This window comes from Curtobacterium sp. L3-7, assembly GCF_048756585.1.
Taxonomy (GTDB): domain Bacteria; phylum Actinomycetota; class Actinomycetes; order Actinomycetales; family Microbacteriaceae; genus Curtobacterium.
The window spans coordinates 2,374,537-2,390,670 of record NZ_CP151474.1; the positions used below are offsets into that span (position 1 = coordinate 2,374,537).

Below are 16,134 nucleotides of genomic sequence, written 5' to 3' on the forward strand. Positions count from 1 at the left end.
GCCGTCCGGTGCGTTTCTTCATCCCGATCCTCATCGGGCGGATCCTCCGTGCCCTCGCTCGTGCGCGGGGCGGGGGATCCGCGTACCCCGGGTTCATCGTCCTGAAGCTCGTCCCGGACTTCCTGCAGCACGTCACGAAGCAGTTCCCGAACGGGGTCGTCTTCGTGCTCGGGTCGAACGGCAAGTCGACGACGACGCACATGATCTCCGAGATCGTGCGCGCCCACGGCCTGCGCGTCTTCACGAACCCCTCCGGCGCGAACCTGCCGCAGGGGATCGCGTCGGCGCTGTTGTCCGAGGTGTCGCTGACCGGCCGGCTCAAGGCGGACATCGGCATCCTCGAGGTCGACGAGGCCTTCGCCGTCGAGCTCGCCGGGATCCTGTCGCCGTCGACCGTCACGATGCTCAACGTCCAGGTCGACCAGCTGTACCGGTTCTTCGAGACCGAGCGCGTCGCGACGATGATGCTCGACACCGCGGCGCTGTCCTCCGCGAACGTCATCACGAACCACGACGACCAGTTCCTCGACGCCTACACGGGTGTCGACGGCCAGCGTGTGCTCCGCTTCGGCGCGAGCGCCGAGGTCGTCGCGGCTGCGCCGAACGGCCTGCAGAACGCCGACGACTTCGCGTCGGCCGACCGTGCGGCGACCTCGGCCGACGCCGAGGTGGTCGAGAACCGCGGCGACGCGGCGACCATCGCGTTCGAGGGGGCGACGATCCCGGTCCGGCTCCCGGCACGCGGCCTGCACTACGCGGTCGACGCCGCTGCCGCCACCGCGACGGCCAGCGCCGCGCTCGGGACGCAGTTCCGCGCGGACGCCGTCACGAAGGCCTTCACGACGATGAAGCCGGCGTACGGCCGCGGCGAACGACTCCCCATCGCCGGCGAGTCGGCCGAGTTCACCATGTTCAAGAACGCGGCCAGTCTCCAGCTGAACCTCGACGCGCTGCCGGACCACCCCGAGCAGGTGCTCATGGCGATCGACGAGGGCACGCCGGACATCTCCTGGATCTACGACATCGACTTCTCGAAGCTCGACCACGTGGACGTCGTCTCCGGTGACAAGGCGTGGCAGATCGCCATCGCGCTCGAGCACGCCGGTGTCCGCATCGGTACCGTCGAGCCCGACGTCGAAGCGGCCATCGCGCTCATGCAGGGCCTCGGTGCGACGACCAGCGGCACGAAGAACTTCATCGTCAACTACGAGATCATGATGATCGCCCGGAAGGCCCTCGGCCACCCGGACATGGAGAAGACCGCATGACGGCCGATCGCCTGACCATCCTGCACGTCTACCCGCGCCAGATGGGGGTGTCGGGGGACCGCGGCAACGTCGTGGCCCTGACCCGCCGTGCGGACGCCGCTGACATCCCCACCGAGGTGCTCGAGTACGCACCGGGTGACGCCCTGCCGACCGCGGCCGACGTCGTGGTGATCGGCAACGGTCCGCTCAGCGCGATGCGCTCCCTCGGCGACGACGTGGCGCGCATCGGCGCCCCGCTCCGCGAGTTCGCGGCTGCCGGTGTGCCGGTCGTGGCCGTCGGCGGCGGGTTCGACCTGGCGACGAACGAGATCGTCCCGACCGACGGCTCGCCGCTCGCGGGCTTCGGCGTGTTCGACGCCCGGGCGGTCCGTGGTGCCGAGCGTCGGGTCAACTACTTCGTGCTCGAGACGCGCTACCCGCTCCTGCCCGGTGCCGCGAAGCGGCTCGCCGGGTTCGAGGACCACGCCACCCGGATCGAGCTCGGCGCCGGTGTCACTCCGTTCGCCGACGTCGTCTCCGGCGGTGGCAACCAGGCTGGTTCCGCGGTGGAGGGCGCGATCGCCGGAACGTCGTTCGGGACGCACACGCAGGGACCGCTCCTGCCGCTCAACCCGGACCTGACGGATGCCGTCCTCGCCGCGGCGACCGCACGTGTCGGGCGGGAGTACGCCCCCGACACGGAACGCACCGCGACGATCGACCGCTACGCGCGCGAAGCGCGCGCGACCGTCGACCGCTACGTCGACAAGGCGTTCAAGCGCATCGCGTGACGATGGTGCGTCATCGAAGGTGACGACGGAAGGCCGGGCCGATCGGGCTCGGCCTTCCGTCGTTCTCGATGGCAACGGTTGGCAACCCATCTGCTGATCCACAGGATGTGACATGTTGGAAGCCGAACAAGGAGGTTTCCATGCACCACACCAAGCACGCCCTCGTCCTGGTCGGCGCACTCGTCGTGTCCCTGACCACCGCGGGGGCAGTCATCCAGCCAGCGCCCGCCGAAGCGCGACGACCCGGATCGCCGACGCCTGCAGATCGGTCCCGACGACGACGACCGAGTTCGACGGCGTCCCGGGCACGATCTTCTCCAAGCGCCTGCAGTGTCTCGGCAGCATGGCGGGCTACGCAGGAGAGATCGATGGCAAGATGCGGTCCGACGCCTGGTTCTTCGTCGCGAAGCGCCTGGCGGTCGGCGGCTACTACCAATCGGGCTCGTTCTACGGATCCGAGCATCCCCTGACCATCGCTGCGCTCCAGCGGTGGGCGGCTGCGCACGGCCAGTACAGTGGTCCGGTCGACGGCATCTGGGGCCCGAACAGCTACCGCGGCGCTGCCTGGGCGCTGAACCGCGCGTTCTGAGACGGCCATGCGACGAACGGGAGGCCCGGTACCAACTGGTACCGGGCCTCCCGTTCGCTGTGCGGTCGCGTCGGACGCGACCTACTTCGACTCGTAGAGTCGGCTGCTCTCGTCGTGCCACTCGATCGCGGTCGCGGCGAGCTTGTCCTTGAACTCGGCGCCGTGGTGGGCGCAGAAGAACAGTTCACCGCTGGCCATGGTGGCTCGGATGTAGGCCTGCGCCCCGCAGCTGTCGCAGCGGTCGGCAGCCGTGAGCTGGTGGCTGCTGAGTTCGTCGATGGAGGGGTCCTGCACGGTCTGGGTCATTGCTGTGCTCCTCACGGATCGCAGGTGGTGCCTTGATGGTCCACCCATTTCAACACGTGCTGCCTGGATACGTCGCATTGCGGACCCCCCATTTCGCTCAGCGCGGATCGACTGTCCCCAGTCCGAGTGTCCGGGCGGCGTTGTCCGAGGTGCTCGGTAGGCTCAGGAGGTGAGCTCCGACTACTCCGCACGCCATCTCTCCGTCCTCGAAGGGCTCGAGGCAGTACGGAAGCGTCCCGGCATGTACATCGGGTCGACCGACTCCCGCGGGCTGATGCACTGCCTGTGGGAGATCATCGACAACTCCGTCGACGAAGCCCTCGCCGGGCACGGTGACGAGATCGGTGTCCGGCTGTTCCCGGACGGATCCGTGCAGGTTTCGGACACCGCTCGTGGCATCCCGGTCGACGTCGAACCGAAGACCGGCCTGACGGGTGTCGAGGTCGTCTTCACCAAGCTGCACGCCGGCGGCAAGTTCGGTTCGGGGTCGTACGCGGCCTCCGGCGGGCTGCACGGCGTCGGTGCCTCGGTGGTGAACGCGCTGTCGGAGCGCCTCGACGTCGAGGTCGACCGCGACGGGAAGACCTACGCGATGTCGTTCCACCGTGGTGAGCCCGGCGTGTTCGACGACGCCGCCGGGATCGGACCGGACGCGCCGTTCACCCCGTTCACCTCCGGCAGTGAGCTGAAGGTCGTCGGCAAGGTCAAGAAGAACGTGACCGGGTCGCGGATCCGCTACTGGGCCGACCGGCAGATCTTCACCAAGGACGCCGCGTTCAGCATGTCCGACCTGGTGAACCGAGCGCGCCAGACGGCGTTCCTGGTCCCCGGGCTCGGGCTGACGATCACCGACGAACGCCCAGCCGCGATCGAGGCGGCAGCGGCGCGTGCGTCGGCCACCGGTGTCGAGGTAACGGCCGGTCCCGTGGTCGAGCGCTTCCGGTACGAGGGCGGGATCAGCGAGTTCGTCGAGCACCTCGCGCCGGACTCCGCGATCACCGACGTCTGGCGCGTGCAGGGCACCGGCACCTTCACCGAGACTGTCCCGATGCTCGACGACAAGGGCCACATGGTCTCCACGGACGTCGAACGCTCGTGCGAGGTCGACCTCGCACTCCGCTGGGGCGGCGGCTACGAGACGGTGTTCCGCAGCTTCGTCAACATCATCGCGACCCCGAAGGGCGGCACCCACCAGGCCGGCTTCGAGAGCGGCGTGATGAAGGCCGTCCGGGCCCAGGTCGAGGCGAACGCCCGCAAGCTCAAGGTCGGCCAGGACAAGCTCGACAAGGACGACGTGCTCGCCGGCATGACCGCGGTGCTCACCGTCCGGCTGCCGGAACCGCAGTTCGAAGGACAGACGAAGGAAGTCCTCGGTACCCCGGCGGTCCGCAAGATCGTCGACCAAGTGGTGTCGAAGCGCATGACGGAGATCCTCACGTCGACACAGCGCACCGAGAAGGCCCAGGCGGCGACGCTGCTCGAGAAGGTCGTCTCGGAGATGAAGTCCCGCATCTCCGCTCGCGCCCACAAGGAGACCCAGCGCCGGAAGAACGCGCTCGAGAACTCGTCGCTGCCGACGAAGCTCGCCGACTGCCGCTCGAACGACGTCGCCGGTACCGAGCTCTTCATCGTGGAGGGCGACTCCGCGCTCGGTACCGCCAAGCTCGCGCGCAACAGCGAGTACCAGGCGCTGCTGCCGATCCGCGGCAAGATCCTCAACGTCCAGAAGGCGTCCGTCTCCGACATGCTCTCGAACGCCGAGTGCGCGTCGATCATCCAGGTGATCGGCGCCGGCTCCGGCCGGACGTTCGAGCTCGACCAGGCCCGGTACGGCAAGGTCATCATCATGTCCGACGCCGATGTCGACGGCGCGCACATCCGCACGCTGCTGCTCACGCTCTTCTTCCGCTACATGCGACCGATGATCGAGCAGGGGCGCGTCTTCGCCGCCGTCCCGCCGCTGCACCGGGTCGTCGTGGTGAACCGTGGCAAGCCGAACGACACGCTGTACACCTACTCCGAGCAGGAACTCCAGTCGGTCCTGAAGAAGCTGGAGAAGTCGGGCAAGAAGTACCAGGAGCCGATCCAGCGCTACAAGGGACTCGGCGAGATGGACGCAGACCAGCTGGCGGAGACGACGATGGACCGCGCGCACCGGACGCTTCGACGCGTGAACGTGTCCGATGCCGAGGGAGCCGCGAAGGTCTTCGAGCTGCTGATGGGCAACGACGTGGCCCCGCGCAAGGAGTTCATCCTGGCGGGCGAGGGCCTCGACCACGACCGCATCGACGCGTAGCGGCGCGGGGCGAGTCTCGGGCTGGGCGACAGTTCTCGGGCTCTGAGGCGTGAGAACTGTCGCTGTGCCCGAGACTCGGCAGCGGCGCCGACGAGGCCGGCCGCGCGCCGCCTGGGCGCCTACGCCTCGCCGCGCGTACCGTCGAGCGTCGCCGCGCTGCCGCCGATGGAGCCGATGACGGCCTCGAGCGGGCTCCCGGACCCGTCCCGCTTCGACAGCCAGTCCGGCAGGGTCCGCGCAGCGCCGTCCGACCCCACGGCGTGCGGGGGAGCGATGCCCGCCCAGGCGACGCTGAGCCCGTCCTCGCCCTTCAGGAACGCGTGTGCCCGGACGCCCTGGGTCGCGCGGCCCTTGGATGGGAACTCCGACAGCGACGACACCTTGGCGCGCCCGGTGTCGGTGCCGGGCAGCGCCGACGACGACGTGGACACCGTGGCGACGACGGCGTCCTCTGACGGGGCGACGGCGCCGAACCAGATGACCCGGGCGTCGGCGGCGAGGGAGACCCCCGCGACACCGCCCGCTGGGAGCCCCTGCGCACGGACGACGGACGCACCGAAGCGCAGCAGCTGGGCGTTCGAGGTGATGAAGACCAGGTCGTCGGACTCAGGCGACTGGGCAGCACCGACCACGGCGTCCCCTGGTTTCAGGCCGATGGCGACGAACTCGGGCTTGTCCGGCCAGGCTCCCGGGACGACACGCTTCACGACGCCCTGCGCGGTCCCGATCGCGAGCGAGTGCTCCGTGGCGCCGGAGAGGTCGACGATCGCGACCACGGCCTCGGACCGGGGGATGCCGAGGTAGTCGTTCACCCGGACACCCGCGTCGAGTCGTACCGCTGCCGGGGGGACGGCCGGGACGTCGACGGGGGAGAACCGCACGATGCGTCCGGTCGAGGTCAGTGCGCCGACCTGTCCGCGCACCGTGCTGACCACGGTGGCGAGGACGGCGTCGTGCTTGGACCGCTTCGGGACCCGCACGATGCCGAGCTCCGACGTCGGGATGTCGACCCGGATGAGCCGGCCGGTCGTGGACAGCAGCACGCGGCACGGGGAGTCCGCGACTTGCAGGTCCTCGGGGTTCACCACCGCCTTCTTGCCACCGCGGACCGGAGCGTCCGCTTCGGTCAGGAGCGTCCGCCGCGGCGTCGCGAACTTGTCCGACACCTCGGTGAGCTCGAGCGCGACCTGGCCGCGGAGTCGTTCGTCGGATGCGAGCAGTTCCTCGAGCGCGGCGATCTCGCTGAGCAGCTGGTCGCGCTCGCCCTCGAGCTCGAGGCGCGAGAACTTCGTCAGGCGGCGGAGGCGGAGCTCGAGGATGTACTCGGCCTGCACCTCGGACAGGTCGAAGACGTCCTGCAGGCGGGAGCGCGCGGCTTCGGAGTCGTCCGAGGACCGGATGACCTCGATCACCTCGTCGATGTCGAGGATCGCGACGAGGAGGCCCTCGACGAGGTGCAGTCGCTCCCGTCGACGCGCGAGTCGGTACTCCGAGCGCCGCGTGACGACCGCCAGCCGGTGCTGCACGTACACGTCGAGGAGCTCGCGCAGCCCGAGCGTGCGCGGCGACCCGCCGACGAGCGCGACGTTGTTGATGCCGAAGCCCTCTTCGAGCGGCGTGTGCTTGTACAGCTGCTCGAGCACGGCGGCGGCGTTGAACCCGGACTTGATGCCGATGACGAGCCGGAGCCCGTGGTTGCGGTCGGTGAGGTCGTTGACGTCGGAGATGCCGACGAGCTTCTTCGACTGGACGCCGTCCTTGATCTTCTCGATCACGCGTTCCGGGCCGACGAGGTACGGCAGCTCGGTGACGACGAGGCCGGTCTTCCTCGGGGTGAGGTTCTCGACGGCGACCTTGGCGCGCGTCCGGAACGTCCCGCGCCCCGTGGCGTAGGCATCGCGCACGCCGGTGAGCCCCACGATCGTGCCGCCGGAGGGGAGATCCGGCCCCGGCACGAACTCCATCAGCTCTTCGAGCGTGGCCTGCGGGTTCATGAGCAGGTGCTTGGCGGCCTCGACCACCTCGCCCAGGTTGTGCGGCGCCATGTTGGTGGCCATGCCGACCGCGATGCCCGATGCGCCGTTCACGAGCAGGTTCGGGAACGCGGCCGGGAGCACGCCCGGCTGCATGATCTGGTTGTCGTAGTTCGGGACGAAGTCGACGACGTCTTCCCCGAGGCCCTCGGTCATCGCCATCGACGGCTCCGCCAGGCGCGCCTCGGTGTACCGGGCAGCGGCCGGGCCGTCGTCGAGCGACCCGAAGTTGCCGTGTCCGTCCACCAGCGGCACACGCATCGTGAACGGCTGCGCCATCCGCACCAGGGCGTCGTAGATGGCGCCGTCGCCGTGCGGGTGCAGCTTGCCCATCACCTCGCCGGTGACGCGGGCGCTCTTCACGTGGCCGCGGTCCGGCCGGAGGCCCATCTCGGCCATCTGGTACAGGATCCGGCGCTGCACCGGCTTCAGTCCGTCGCGGGCGTCCGGGAGCGCGCGCGAGTAGATGACGGAGTACGCGTACTCGAGGAAGGAGCCCTGCATCTCCTCGGAGACGTCGACGTCCTCGATGCGCTCACCGTCGGGCAGACCGACTGCGTCCGTGCGTGCCATGGGACCTTTCTGGGAGGATCGGGGGGTGCCCCAAAGCCTACCGACGGCCCCCGACGACACCGCGAACCTCGCCGACGTGCTCCCGAGTTGCCTGGTGGCGCTCGGTGCGGTCGACGACGCATGGGTGCGTGAGCACGGACTGGAGGCCCGGATCACCCTCCGCCCCGCCCGTTCCGCGGTCGTCGTCCTGGTGGACGGTCTGGGCGCCGGTGCGCTCGGCGCGCGTGCCGGGCACGCCCGGTTCCTGGCGGCCTCCCGGAAGCGCCTGCGGAGCGGGTTCCCCACGACGACCGCAGCCGCGCTGTCGACCCTGACGACCGGTCGGTCTCCCGGCACGCACGGCGTCGTCGGGTACAGCGGGTGGAACCCCGACGCCGAGGTGGTCATGAACATGCTCGGCGGGTGGGACGACGAGGTCCCGGCCGGCTGGCTCCGGTCGTCGACCCTGTTCACCGCGGCGTCCGAGGTCGGCGTGGACCCCGTCGTCGTCGGCCCGGCGCGCTACCGGTCGTCCGGGATGACGGCGAACGTGCTCGGCGGCGCGCGCTACGTCCCCGCCGACACGATCGCCCAGCGCGTCGACGCCGCGATCGAGGAGACCCTCGTCGGCCGGTCGCTCGTGTACCTCTACGTCCCGGAGCTCGACTCCATCGCCCACAAGCACGGGTGGCAGTCCGATCGATGGACCGCGTCGCTCGAGGCACTCGACGGGGAACTCGCACGACTGGACGCACGCGTCGCGGCAGACGTCGGCATCGTCGTCACCGCGGACCACGGCATCCTCGACGTGCCGGAGGAGTCGAACATCGCGATCGACCCCGACCTGCTCGTGGACGTCATCGGCGTCGCAGGGGACCCCCGCTGCCGGCAGCTCACCCTGGCGCCAGGAACCGACGTGTCGGCCCTCGTCGAGGCCTGGCGCACGAAGTACGGCAAGCGGGCGTACGTCGCCAGCAAGGACGAGGCGATCGCGGCGAACTGGTTCGGCGCCGTCGCCGACGAGGTCCGTCCGCGGATCGGCGACGTGGTCGTCGTCGCGCGCGGCTCGTGGGCGTTCAACGACGACCGCGAGCTCGACCCGCGGAAGGACCCAAAGCGGATGATCGGCCAGCACGGCGCGCTCACCGATGACGAGGTCGGCGTGCCCCTGCGCCTCGCAGGGGCCTTCGCCGGATAGTCCGCTGGGGGAGGGAGGCTAGTCCTCTTCCGGGCGGGTGCCGAACACGATCTCGTCCCAGCTGGGCATCGATCGGCGGTTGCGCTTCTTGCGCTCCTGCCGTCCCTCCGACTCCGGTGCCGAGGACGGACGCTGGTCCGCCTGCGGTGCGGTGTCCGACTGGTCCTCGAAGCCCTGCAGCGGGATGTCGACGACGCTGATGGACCCGCGCGACTCGTCCTGCTGCTGGTCGGCGAGCGACACCGACTCGCGCTCCCCGCGGCGACGGCGGAGCGCCTCGAGCAGGTCGGCGGTCTCGTTGCCAGGCGCGCGTTCCTCGATCTGGGCCGCACCGATGCGGGGGAGCGGCGCGCGGAGCGGGGCGCGCTCGGCGACCTCCGGGTTCGTGACGTCCTCGTCCGGCTCGTCGACGCGGAACGCACCGGAGTCGAACCGGGTGTCGTCGGTGTCCTGCTGGTCGAACTCGACGGCGCGGAGCCGCGGTGCGAGTCCCTCGTCCTCGGTGTGCGACAGCCGGTGCGCGTCGCCGTTGTCCGGCGTCAGCACGGAGGTCTTCGGGTCGAAGTGCCACTGGGCGTCGTGCTCGACCTCGGCAGCGGTGTAGCGGACCTGCACCTGCCAGCCGTTCTCGGCGTGCTTCCAGCTCGACCACGCGACCCCGGCGGCGTCGCCCGACTCGAGCCTGGCGGAGATCGCCTCGCCGAAGGTGTCCGGGGTCGTGTCGTCGACGGGCGTGACCGGGACGCGGTGCGCGGCGTCGAGGATGAACGCGCGCTCCGCGAGGACGGGGCCCTCGAAGCGGCGGACGTACTCGACGTCGACGTCGAGCGCTGCGGCGACCTCTGCTGCGTCGGCACCACCGCGGATGCGGGCCTGGACGTCCTTCGGGGACACGCGCTTCTGCGGCGTGCCGTCCGGGTTCGCCTGCCGGACCTGTCCCGCCAACGACGAGGTGACGGGCAACCGGAACTCGCTGCCGCCGTCGGTCGCGAGCAGGAGTGCCCCGGATTCCACCCCGATGACTCTCACGTCTTGCATGGTTCCGCCTTCCCAGCGTCGCGTACGGTCGTGCCTCGTACCCGGGAAGTATGCAGCGCGTCGGACCGGATTCCGGGGAGGCGCGCGCCGCGCGCCGTCATCGGATCGTGGATGTCGCCGAGCGTTTCGTGGCCGACGGGAATGGATCGGGCCAACGCCTGGTTGCACGGGCACGACGAGCCACCCGACGTTCAGTTTGCATCAGGGCGGCGCGTGTTGGATACTGTCGCCGCCGATCTCCGGCGACGACCTCTCGATACGAGAAATGGATGGGCATGGCCACCGATTACGACGCCCCCCGGAAGACCGACGACAACTCCGACTCGGAGTCGATCGAGGCCCTCAAGGAGCGCGTGCCCGACAAGATGTCGGGGGTCGTCGATGATGATTCCGACAACCCGGGCAGCTTCGAGCTGGCCGGTCAGGACCTCAGCGACGTCGACCTCGACGTCGTCGTGCTCCCCCCGCAGGTCGACGAGTTCACGTGCGTGGAGTGCTTCCTCGTGAAGCACCGCTCGCAGCTCGACCACGAGTCGAAGCTCGGCCCGGTCTGTGCGGAGTGCGCGGCGCTCTAGGCACACGCAGATGAGGACGGCCCGCATCCCCTCGGGGATGCGGGCCGTCCGACGTCTGCGCCGTTCGACGTCTGTGGTGGGCGGGCGCGTCTCAAGACCGCAGTGCGGCGGCGACCTTCTGCGGGTTCCGCACGCTGACGAGCCAGTACGGCGTGGGGTCGGCGTCGTCCATGACCTCGACCTTGACGACGCCCTTCACGTAGCCGCGGAAGAGCGTCCAGGCGCGCGCGTCGAGCTTCGGGCCGCGCTGCGTCGTCGCCTCGGCACCGGTGTAGCCGGCGACCTCGCCGACGAGCGTGCGGGGCAGGTGGGCGCGTCCTGCACGGAACTCGGTCTCCGTCACCTCGATCACGGGTGCGAGGACCCACAGGAGCACCAGGACGGCGATCTCCATGCACGCGGCGACGATGATGCCCGTCGCGATGTTGATCGGCAGGAAGACGAGCAGGCTCGCCGGGATGACGAGCGCCGTCGCCAGGTACAGGGTCGGTGGCGCCCAGAGGCGCTCGCGGTACAGGGTCACGACCCCATTCGATCACGACTCGGGGCAGGTCACGGAACGGTCACGGTCTGCACTACCCTCGACACGTGACCGAACCAGTCGACGTGCTCTGGACCGGGGAGAACACTCCCGGCTACGCCCACCCCGGTGATGCCGGTGCCGACCTCGTCTCGACCGAGGCGTTCGTGCTCGCGCCGGGCGAGCGACGCCTCGTGCCGACGGGGCTCTCGATCGCACTGCCCGAGGGGTACGCGGCGTTCGTCGTCCCGCGCAGTGGTCTCGCGGCGAAGCACGGCATCACGATCGTGAACTCACCGGGGACCGTCGACTCGGGCTACCGCGGCGAGATCAAGGTCTCACTGCTCAACACCGACGTCGCCGAGCCCTACGAGGTGCACGTCGGCGACCGCATCGCCCAGATGATCGTGATGCCCGTGCCGCGCGTGACGTTCTCGCGGGTGGACGAGCTCCCGGACAGCGTCCGTGGCCAGGGCGGCTTCGGCTCGTCGGGCTACGGTGTCACGAACCAGCAGGAAGGAACGCGAGCATGAGGATCGGCCGACGCAAGCGCGACGAGGTCGAGGTGGCCGCAGAGGTCGCCGCCGACGTCGAGGTCGCTGAGACGACACCCGAGGTCGAGCTCGCCGACGAGGCGGACTCTGGACTCGACGAGGTCGTGGAGTTCGCCCCGACGGGCAAGTCCGCTCCCGACGACCGCGAGGAAGCGGGTCCGCTCGACGAGACCGAGGCGAACCCGGTCCGGCCGTACGTGGACCTCGGCGGCGTGAAGATCCTGCCGCGCGAGGGCCTGCACCTCCGGCTCGAGGTCGAGGAGGGCTCGCAGCGCGTCGTCGCCGTCGGGCTCGACTACGACGAGTCCACGCTCCAGGTCCAGCCGTTCGCCGCGCCGCGGTCGACCGGTCTCTGGCACGAGATCCGCGCGCAGATCGCCGAGCAGATCGAGCGCCAGGGCGGCTCCGTGACCGAGGTCGACGGGCCGTTCGGCCCCGAGCTGCGCGCATCGGTGCCCGTCGTGGTGGACGGTGACGGCGGTGCCGCCGGCGCTCGTCCTGCGCGGTTCATCGGCGTCGACGGCCCCCGCTGGTTCCTCCGCGGCGTGATCGCGGGCAAGGCCGCCGAGCAGCCGGACGACGCCGAGGAGATCGAGGACCTGTTCCGCAGCGTCGTGGTGGTCCGTGGCACCACGCCGATGCCGCCGCGCGACCTGATCCCGCTGCACATGCCGAAGTCGACGCAGTCGGCCATCTGATCCGGAGCACCGTTGCCCGAGCAGCACGACGACCGTGACGACCGCTTCGCTGACGAGCGCGAGCAACCCCTGTCGCTGAACGCCCAGCTCCGCGACGCCGTTCGGAACGCCGGCATCGCGAAGGTGGCTCCCGGTGAGGCACCGTCCGGCAGGGCACTGATCGGCGCCGTCGGCGGTGCCAGGGGGCTCGCGGAATCGGTGCTGCCCGGGTTCGCGTTCCTCGTCGTGTACGCGATCACGAAGGAACTCGTCCCGAGCGTCGTGATCCCGGTGGTCGTCGGGCTCGTGTTCGTCGTCCTCCGACTGCTGCAGCGGCAGTCCCTCGCGATGTCGTTCGCCGGCATCCTCGGCGTCGCCGTCTCCGCCGGCCTCGCGCTCATCACGGGCAAGGCCGAGAGCAACTTCATCCCCGGCATCATCATCAACCTGGTCTGCCTGCTGGTGCTCCTCGTGACGCTGGCGATCCGTCGTCCGCTCATCGGGCTGATCGTCGGGCTGCTCGCGCAGGGCGAGGACGGTGGTCCGATGGACTGGCGTGCCGACCCCGCCAAGCGCCGGGTGCTCACCGTCGCCACGTGGATGTGGGTGGGGCTCTTCGCGCTCCGACTGGTCGTCGAGATCCCGCTCTACCTCGCCGCTCAGGTGGAACTCCTCGCGGCGATCAAGCTCATCACCGGTGTCCCGCTCTACGCCGCACTGCTCTGGGTGACCTGGCTGCTCGTCCGGACGGTCTTCCGGCACGACCAGCACGACGACGACGCGGCCACGGTGTAGAGTTATCTCGACATCGAGATAGTTTCCCCCGGGGCACCGCAGCGTCGGGGGTTTAGGTTTGCCTTGCTGGTGGGACGGTCCACGGCCCGCGAGGATGAGGGCAAACCGATCAGTAGGGAGGCGGCACGGTGGCTGCAGTCAATAGCTTCGGCTCGAAGGACACACTGTCGGTTGGGGGTGTCGACTACGCGATCCACCGGATCGACTCGGTCCCCGGTCACGAGAAGCTCCCGTACAGCCTGAAGGTGCTGCTCGAGAACCTCCTCCGCACCGAGGACGGCAAGAACGTCACGGCGGACCAGATCCGCTCGCTCGGCAACTGGCGCCCGGAGGCCGACCCGGACACCGAGATCCAGTTCTCGCCGGCGCGCGTCGTCATGCAGGACTTCACGGGCGTGCCGTGCATCGTCGACCTCGCCACGATGCGCGAGGCGATGGCCACGATCGGCGGCGACCCGAACAAGATCAACCCGCTGTCCCCGGCCGAGATGGTCATCGACCACTCCGTCATCGCCGACCTCTTCGGCCGCGAGGACGCACTCCAGCGCAACACCGACCTCGAGTACGAGCGGAACGGCGAGCGCTACCAGTTCCTCCGCTGGGGTCAGACCGCGTTCGAGGACTTCAAGGTCGTCCCGCCGGGAACCGGCATCGTCCACCAGGTCAACATCGAGTACCTGGCGAAGGTCACCTACACGCGTGACTTCGACGGCGAGACCTACGCCTACCCCGACACACTCGTCGGTACCGACTCGCACACCACGATGGTCAACGGCCTGGGTGTGCTCGGCTGGGGCGTCGGCGGGATCGAGGCGGAAGCAGCGATGCTCGGCCAGCCCGTGTCGATGCTCATCCCGAAGGTCGTCGGCTTCAAGCTCTCGGGTGAGATCCCCGCGGGCGTGACCGCGACCGACGTGGTGCTGACCATCACGCAGGAGCTCCGCAAGCACGGTGTCGTCGGCAAGTTCGTCGAGTTCTACGGCGAGGGCGTCAGCGCCGTGCCGCTCGCGAACCGCGCCACGATCGGCAACATGTCGCCGGAGTTCGGCTCCACGGCGGCGATCTTCCCGGTCGACGACGTCACGCTCGACTACCTCCGTCTGACCGGCCGCGACGAGGCGCAGATCGCCCTCGTCGAGGCGTACTCGAAGGCGCAGGGTCTCTGGCACGACGCCTCGGTCGAGCCGAACTACTCCGAGTACATGGAACTCGACCTCTCGACCGTCGTCCCCTCGATCTCCGGCCCGAAGCGCCCGCAGGACCGCATCGAGCTGTCGAAGGCGAAGGACCAGTTCGAGGTCGACCTCGCCACCTACACCGACCCGGCCGTGCAGACCGACCTGGACGACGCGGTCGAGGAGACCTTCCCGGCGTCCGACCCGATCGCCGCCGGATCGACGACCGAGGACACGACGACGCACGAGCACGTCTACGTCTCGAGCGCCCCGTCCACGGCGTCGCAGCCGACCAAGGTCGCGATGGACGGCGCCGACCCGTTCACGATCGACCACGGCGCCGTCGCGATCGCCGCGATCACCTCGTGCACGAACACGTCGAACCCGTCGGTCATGATGGCGGCAGGCATCCTCGCCCGGAACGCCGCGAACAAGGGCCTCACCGCGAAGCCCTGGGTCAAGACCACCCTCGCGCCCGGGTCGAAGGTCGTCACCGACTACTACGAGAAGGCCGGTCTCACGACCTACCTCGAGCAGCTCGGCTTCTACACGGTCGGCTACGGCTGCACCACCTGCATCGGCAACTCGGGCCCGCTGCCCGAGGAGATCTCGCAGGCCGTGCAGGACAACGACCTCGCCGTGACCGCGGTGCTCTCGGGCAACCGCAACTTCGAGGGCCGGATCAACCCCGACGTCAAGATGAACTACCTGGCGTCCCCGCCGCTGGTCATCGCGTACGCCCTCGCCGGGTCGATGCACTTCGACTTCGACAAGGACGCGCTCGGGCAGGACCAGGACGGCAACGACGTCTACCTGGCGGACATCTGGCCCGACACGGCCGAGGTCCAGCAGGTCATCGACGCGTCGATCGACACCGAGATGTTCACCCACGAGTACGGCTCCGTGTTCGAGGGCGACGACCGCTGGAAGAACCTGCCGACCCCGACGGGTGACACCTTCGAGTGGGACACCGAGTCGACCTACGTCCGGAAGCCCCCGTACTTCGAGGGCATGACGATGACGCCGGACGCCGTCTCGGACATCTCCGGCGCCCGCGTCCTCGCGAAGCTCGGCGACTCGGTCACGACCGACCACATCTCGCCAGCCGGCTCGATCAAGGCCGACAGCCCGGCCGGCAAGTACCTCGCCGAGCACGGTGTCGACCGCAAGGACTTCAACTCGTACGGCTCGCGCCGCGGCAACCACGAGGTCATGATCCGCGGCACGTTCGCGAACATCCGTCTGCGCAACCAGCTCCTCGACGGCGTGGAGGGCGGCTACACCCGTGACTTCACCACGCCCGACGGCGAGCAGTCGTTCATCTACGACGCGTCGCAGCACTACCAGGAGCAGGGCATCCCGCTCGTCGTGTTCGGCGGCAAGGAGTACGGCTCCGGCTCGTCGCGCGACTGGGCGGCGAAAGGCACGAACCTCCTCGGCGTCAAGGCCGTCATCACCGAGAGCTTCGAGCGCATCCACCGCTCGAACCTCATCGGCATGGGCGTCGTGCCGCTGCAGTTCCCGGTCGGCGAGTCGATCGAGTCCCTCGGGCTCGACGGCACCGAGGTCGTCTCGATCTCGGGCCTCACGGAGCTGAACGAGGGCCGCACGCCGAAGACGGTCCACGTCGTCGCGACGCCGAGCGAGCACTCGCCCGCCGGCAAGGAGACCGTGGAGTTCGACGCGGTCGTCCGCATCGACACCCCCGGTGAAGCCGACTACTACCGCAACGGCGGCATCCTGCAGTACGTGCTCCGCTCGCTCGTCTGAGCGAGGTGACCACAGGTC

The 16,134-nt window shown here is 69.5% G+C and carries 14 protein-coding genes; 10 read left to right on the plus strand and 4 right to left on the minus strand.

Annotation, left to right across the window (positions count from 1 at the left end; all coding sequences use genetic code 11):
* The first annotated feature begins 8 nt into the window (after positions 1 to 8).
* From AAEP80_RS11550 to AAEP80_RS11560, 3 genes are all read left to right on the plus strand, one after another.
* Entirely contained in the window at positions 9 to 1,268 is a 1,260-nt protein-coding gene (locus AAEP80_RS11550; protein WP_420364515.1) for a MurT ligase domain-containing protein, read from the plus strand.
* Entirely contained in the window at positions 1,265 to 2,038 is a 774-nt protein-coding gene (locus AAEP80_RS11555) for a type 1 glutamine amidotransferase (RefSeq protein ID WP_420364516.1), read from the plus strand. The genes AAEP80_RS11550 and AAEP80_RS11555 overlap by 4 nt, the downstream gene beginning before the upstream one ends.
* A gap of 343 nt (positions 2,039 to 2,381) precedes the next feature.
* A complete protein-coding gene (locus AAEP80_RS11560; protein ID WP_420364517.1) occupies positions 2,382 to 2,627 on the plus strand; it encodes a hypothetical protein in 246 nt (81 codons plus the stop codon).
* An 81-nt stretch (positions 2,628 to 2,708) separates the two neighbouring features.
* Here the strand turns inward: AAEP80_RS11560 and AAEP80_RS11565 are convergent, their stop codons facing one another.
* Positions 2,709 to 2,933, minus strand: a complete 225-nt coding sequence (locus AAEP80_RS11565; protein ID WP_281264389.1) for a DUF7455 domain-containing protein — start codon at positions 2,931 to 2,933, stop codon at positions 2,709 to 2,711.
* A gap of 169 nt (positions 2,934 to 3,102) precedes the next feature.
* On the opposite strand from AAEP80_RS11565, the gene AAEP80_RS11570 reads away from it, so the two are divergent.
* Complete coding sequence (locus AAEP80_RS11570) at positions 3,103 to 5,229, plus strand: DNA gyrase/topoisomerase IV subunit B (RefSeq protein WP_413602053.1); 2,127 nt, start codon at positions 3,103 to 3,105, stop codon at positions 5,227 to 5,229.
* Between the two features lie 119 nt (positions 5,230 to 5,348).
* On the opposite strand, the gene AAEP80_RS11575 is transcribed toward AAEP80_RS11570, so the two are convergent.
* A complete protein-coding gene (locus AAEP80_RS11575) occupies positions 5,349 to 7,835 on the minus strand; it encodes a DNA gyrase/topoisomerase IV subunit A (protein WP_420364518.1) in 2,487 nt (828 codons plus the stop codon).
* Between the two features lie 25 nt (positions 7,836 to 7,860).
* On the opposite strand from AAEP80_RS11575, the gene AAEP80_RS11580 reads away from it, so the two are divergent.
* The gene (locus AAEP80_RS11580; RefSeq protein WP_420364519.1) at positions 7,861 to 9,012 is read left to right on the plus strand and encodes an alkaline phosphatase family protein; all 1,152 of its coding nucleotides are present in this window, start codon (positions 7,861 to 7,863) and stop codon (positions 9,010 to 9,012) included.
* Between the two features lie 18 nt (positions 9,013 to 9,030).
* On the opposite strand, the gene sepH is transcribed toward AAEP80_RS11580, so the two are convergent.
* Complete coding sequence (sepH, locus tag AAEP80_RS11585) at positions 9,031 to 10,050, minus strand: septation protein SepH (RefSeq protein ID WP_420364520.1); 1,020 nt, start codon at positions 10,048 to 10,050, stop codon at positions 9,031 to 9,033.
* 275 nt (positions 10,051 to 10,325) lie between these two features.
* Here sepH and AAEP80_RS11590 point away from each other — a divergent pair, with 275 nt between their 5' ends.
* Positions 10,326 to 10,625 (plus strand): DUF4193 domain-containing protein, encoded by a 300-nt coding sequence (locus AAEP80_RS11590; RefSeq protein ID WP_031263038.1) that lies wholly within the window; start codon positions 10,326 to 10,328, stop codon positions 10,623 to 10,625.
* Positions 10,626 to 10,716: 91 nt separating this feature from the next.
* On the opposite strand, the gene AAEP80_RS11595 is transcribed toward AAEP80_RS11590, so the two are convergent.
* A complete protein-coding gene (locus tag AAEP80_RS11595; RefSeq protein ID WP_420364521.1) occupies positions 10,717 to 11,148 on the minus strand; it encodes a DUF3093 domain-containing protein in 432 nt (143 codons plus the stop codon).
* 65 nt (positions 11,149 to 11,213) lie between these two features.
* Between AAEP80_RS11595 and dut the strand changes: the two genes are divergently transcribed.
* From dut to acnA, 4 genes are all read left to right on the plus strand, one after another.
* On the plus strand, positions 11,214 to 11,678 hold the full coding sequence (gene dut / locus AAEP80_RS11600) for a dUTP diphosphatase (RefSeq protein WP_420364522.1): 465 nt from the start codon (positions 11,214 to 11,216) through the stop codon (positions 11,676 to 11,678).
* Entirely contained in the window at positions 11,675 to 12,397 is a 723-nt protein-coding gene (locus AAEP80_RS11605) for a DUF3710 domain-containing protein (protein WP_413602047.1), read from the plus strand. The genes dut and AAEP80_RS11605 overlap by 4 nt, the downstream gene beginning before the upstream one ends.
* A 12-nt stretch (positions 12,398 to 12,409) precedes the next feature.
* The gene (locus AAEP80_RS11610) at positions 12,410 to 13,171 is read left to right on the plus strand and encodes a DUF3159 domain-containing protein (RefSeq protein WP_413602046.1); all 762 of its coding nucleotides are present in this window, start codon (positions 12,410 to 12,412) and stop codon (positions 13,169 to 13,171) included.
* Positions 13,172 to 13,299: 128 nt separating this feature from the next.
* Positions 13,300 to 16,116 (plus strand): aconitate hydratase AcnA, encoded by a 2,817-nt coding sequence (acnA, locus tag AAEP80_RS11615; protein WP_420364523.1) that lies wholly within the window; start codon positions 13,300 to 13,302, stop codon positions 16,114 to 16,116.
* Positions 16,117 to 16,134 lie beyond the last annotated feature (18 nt).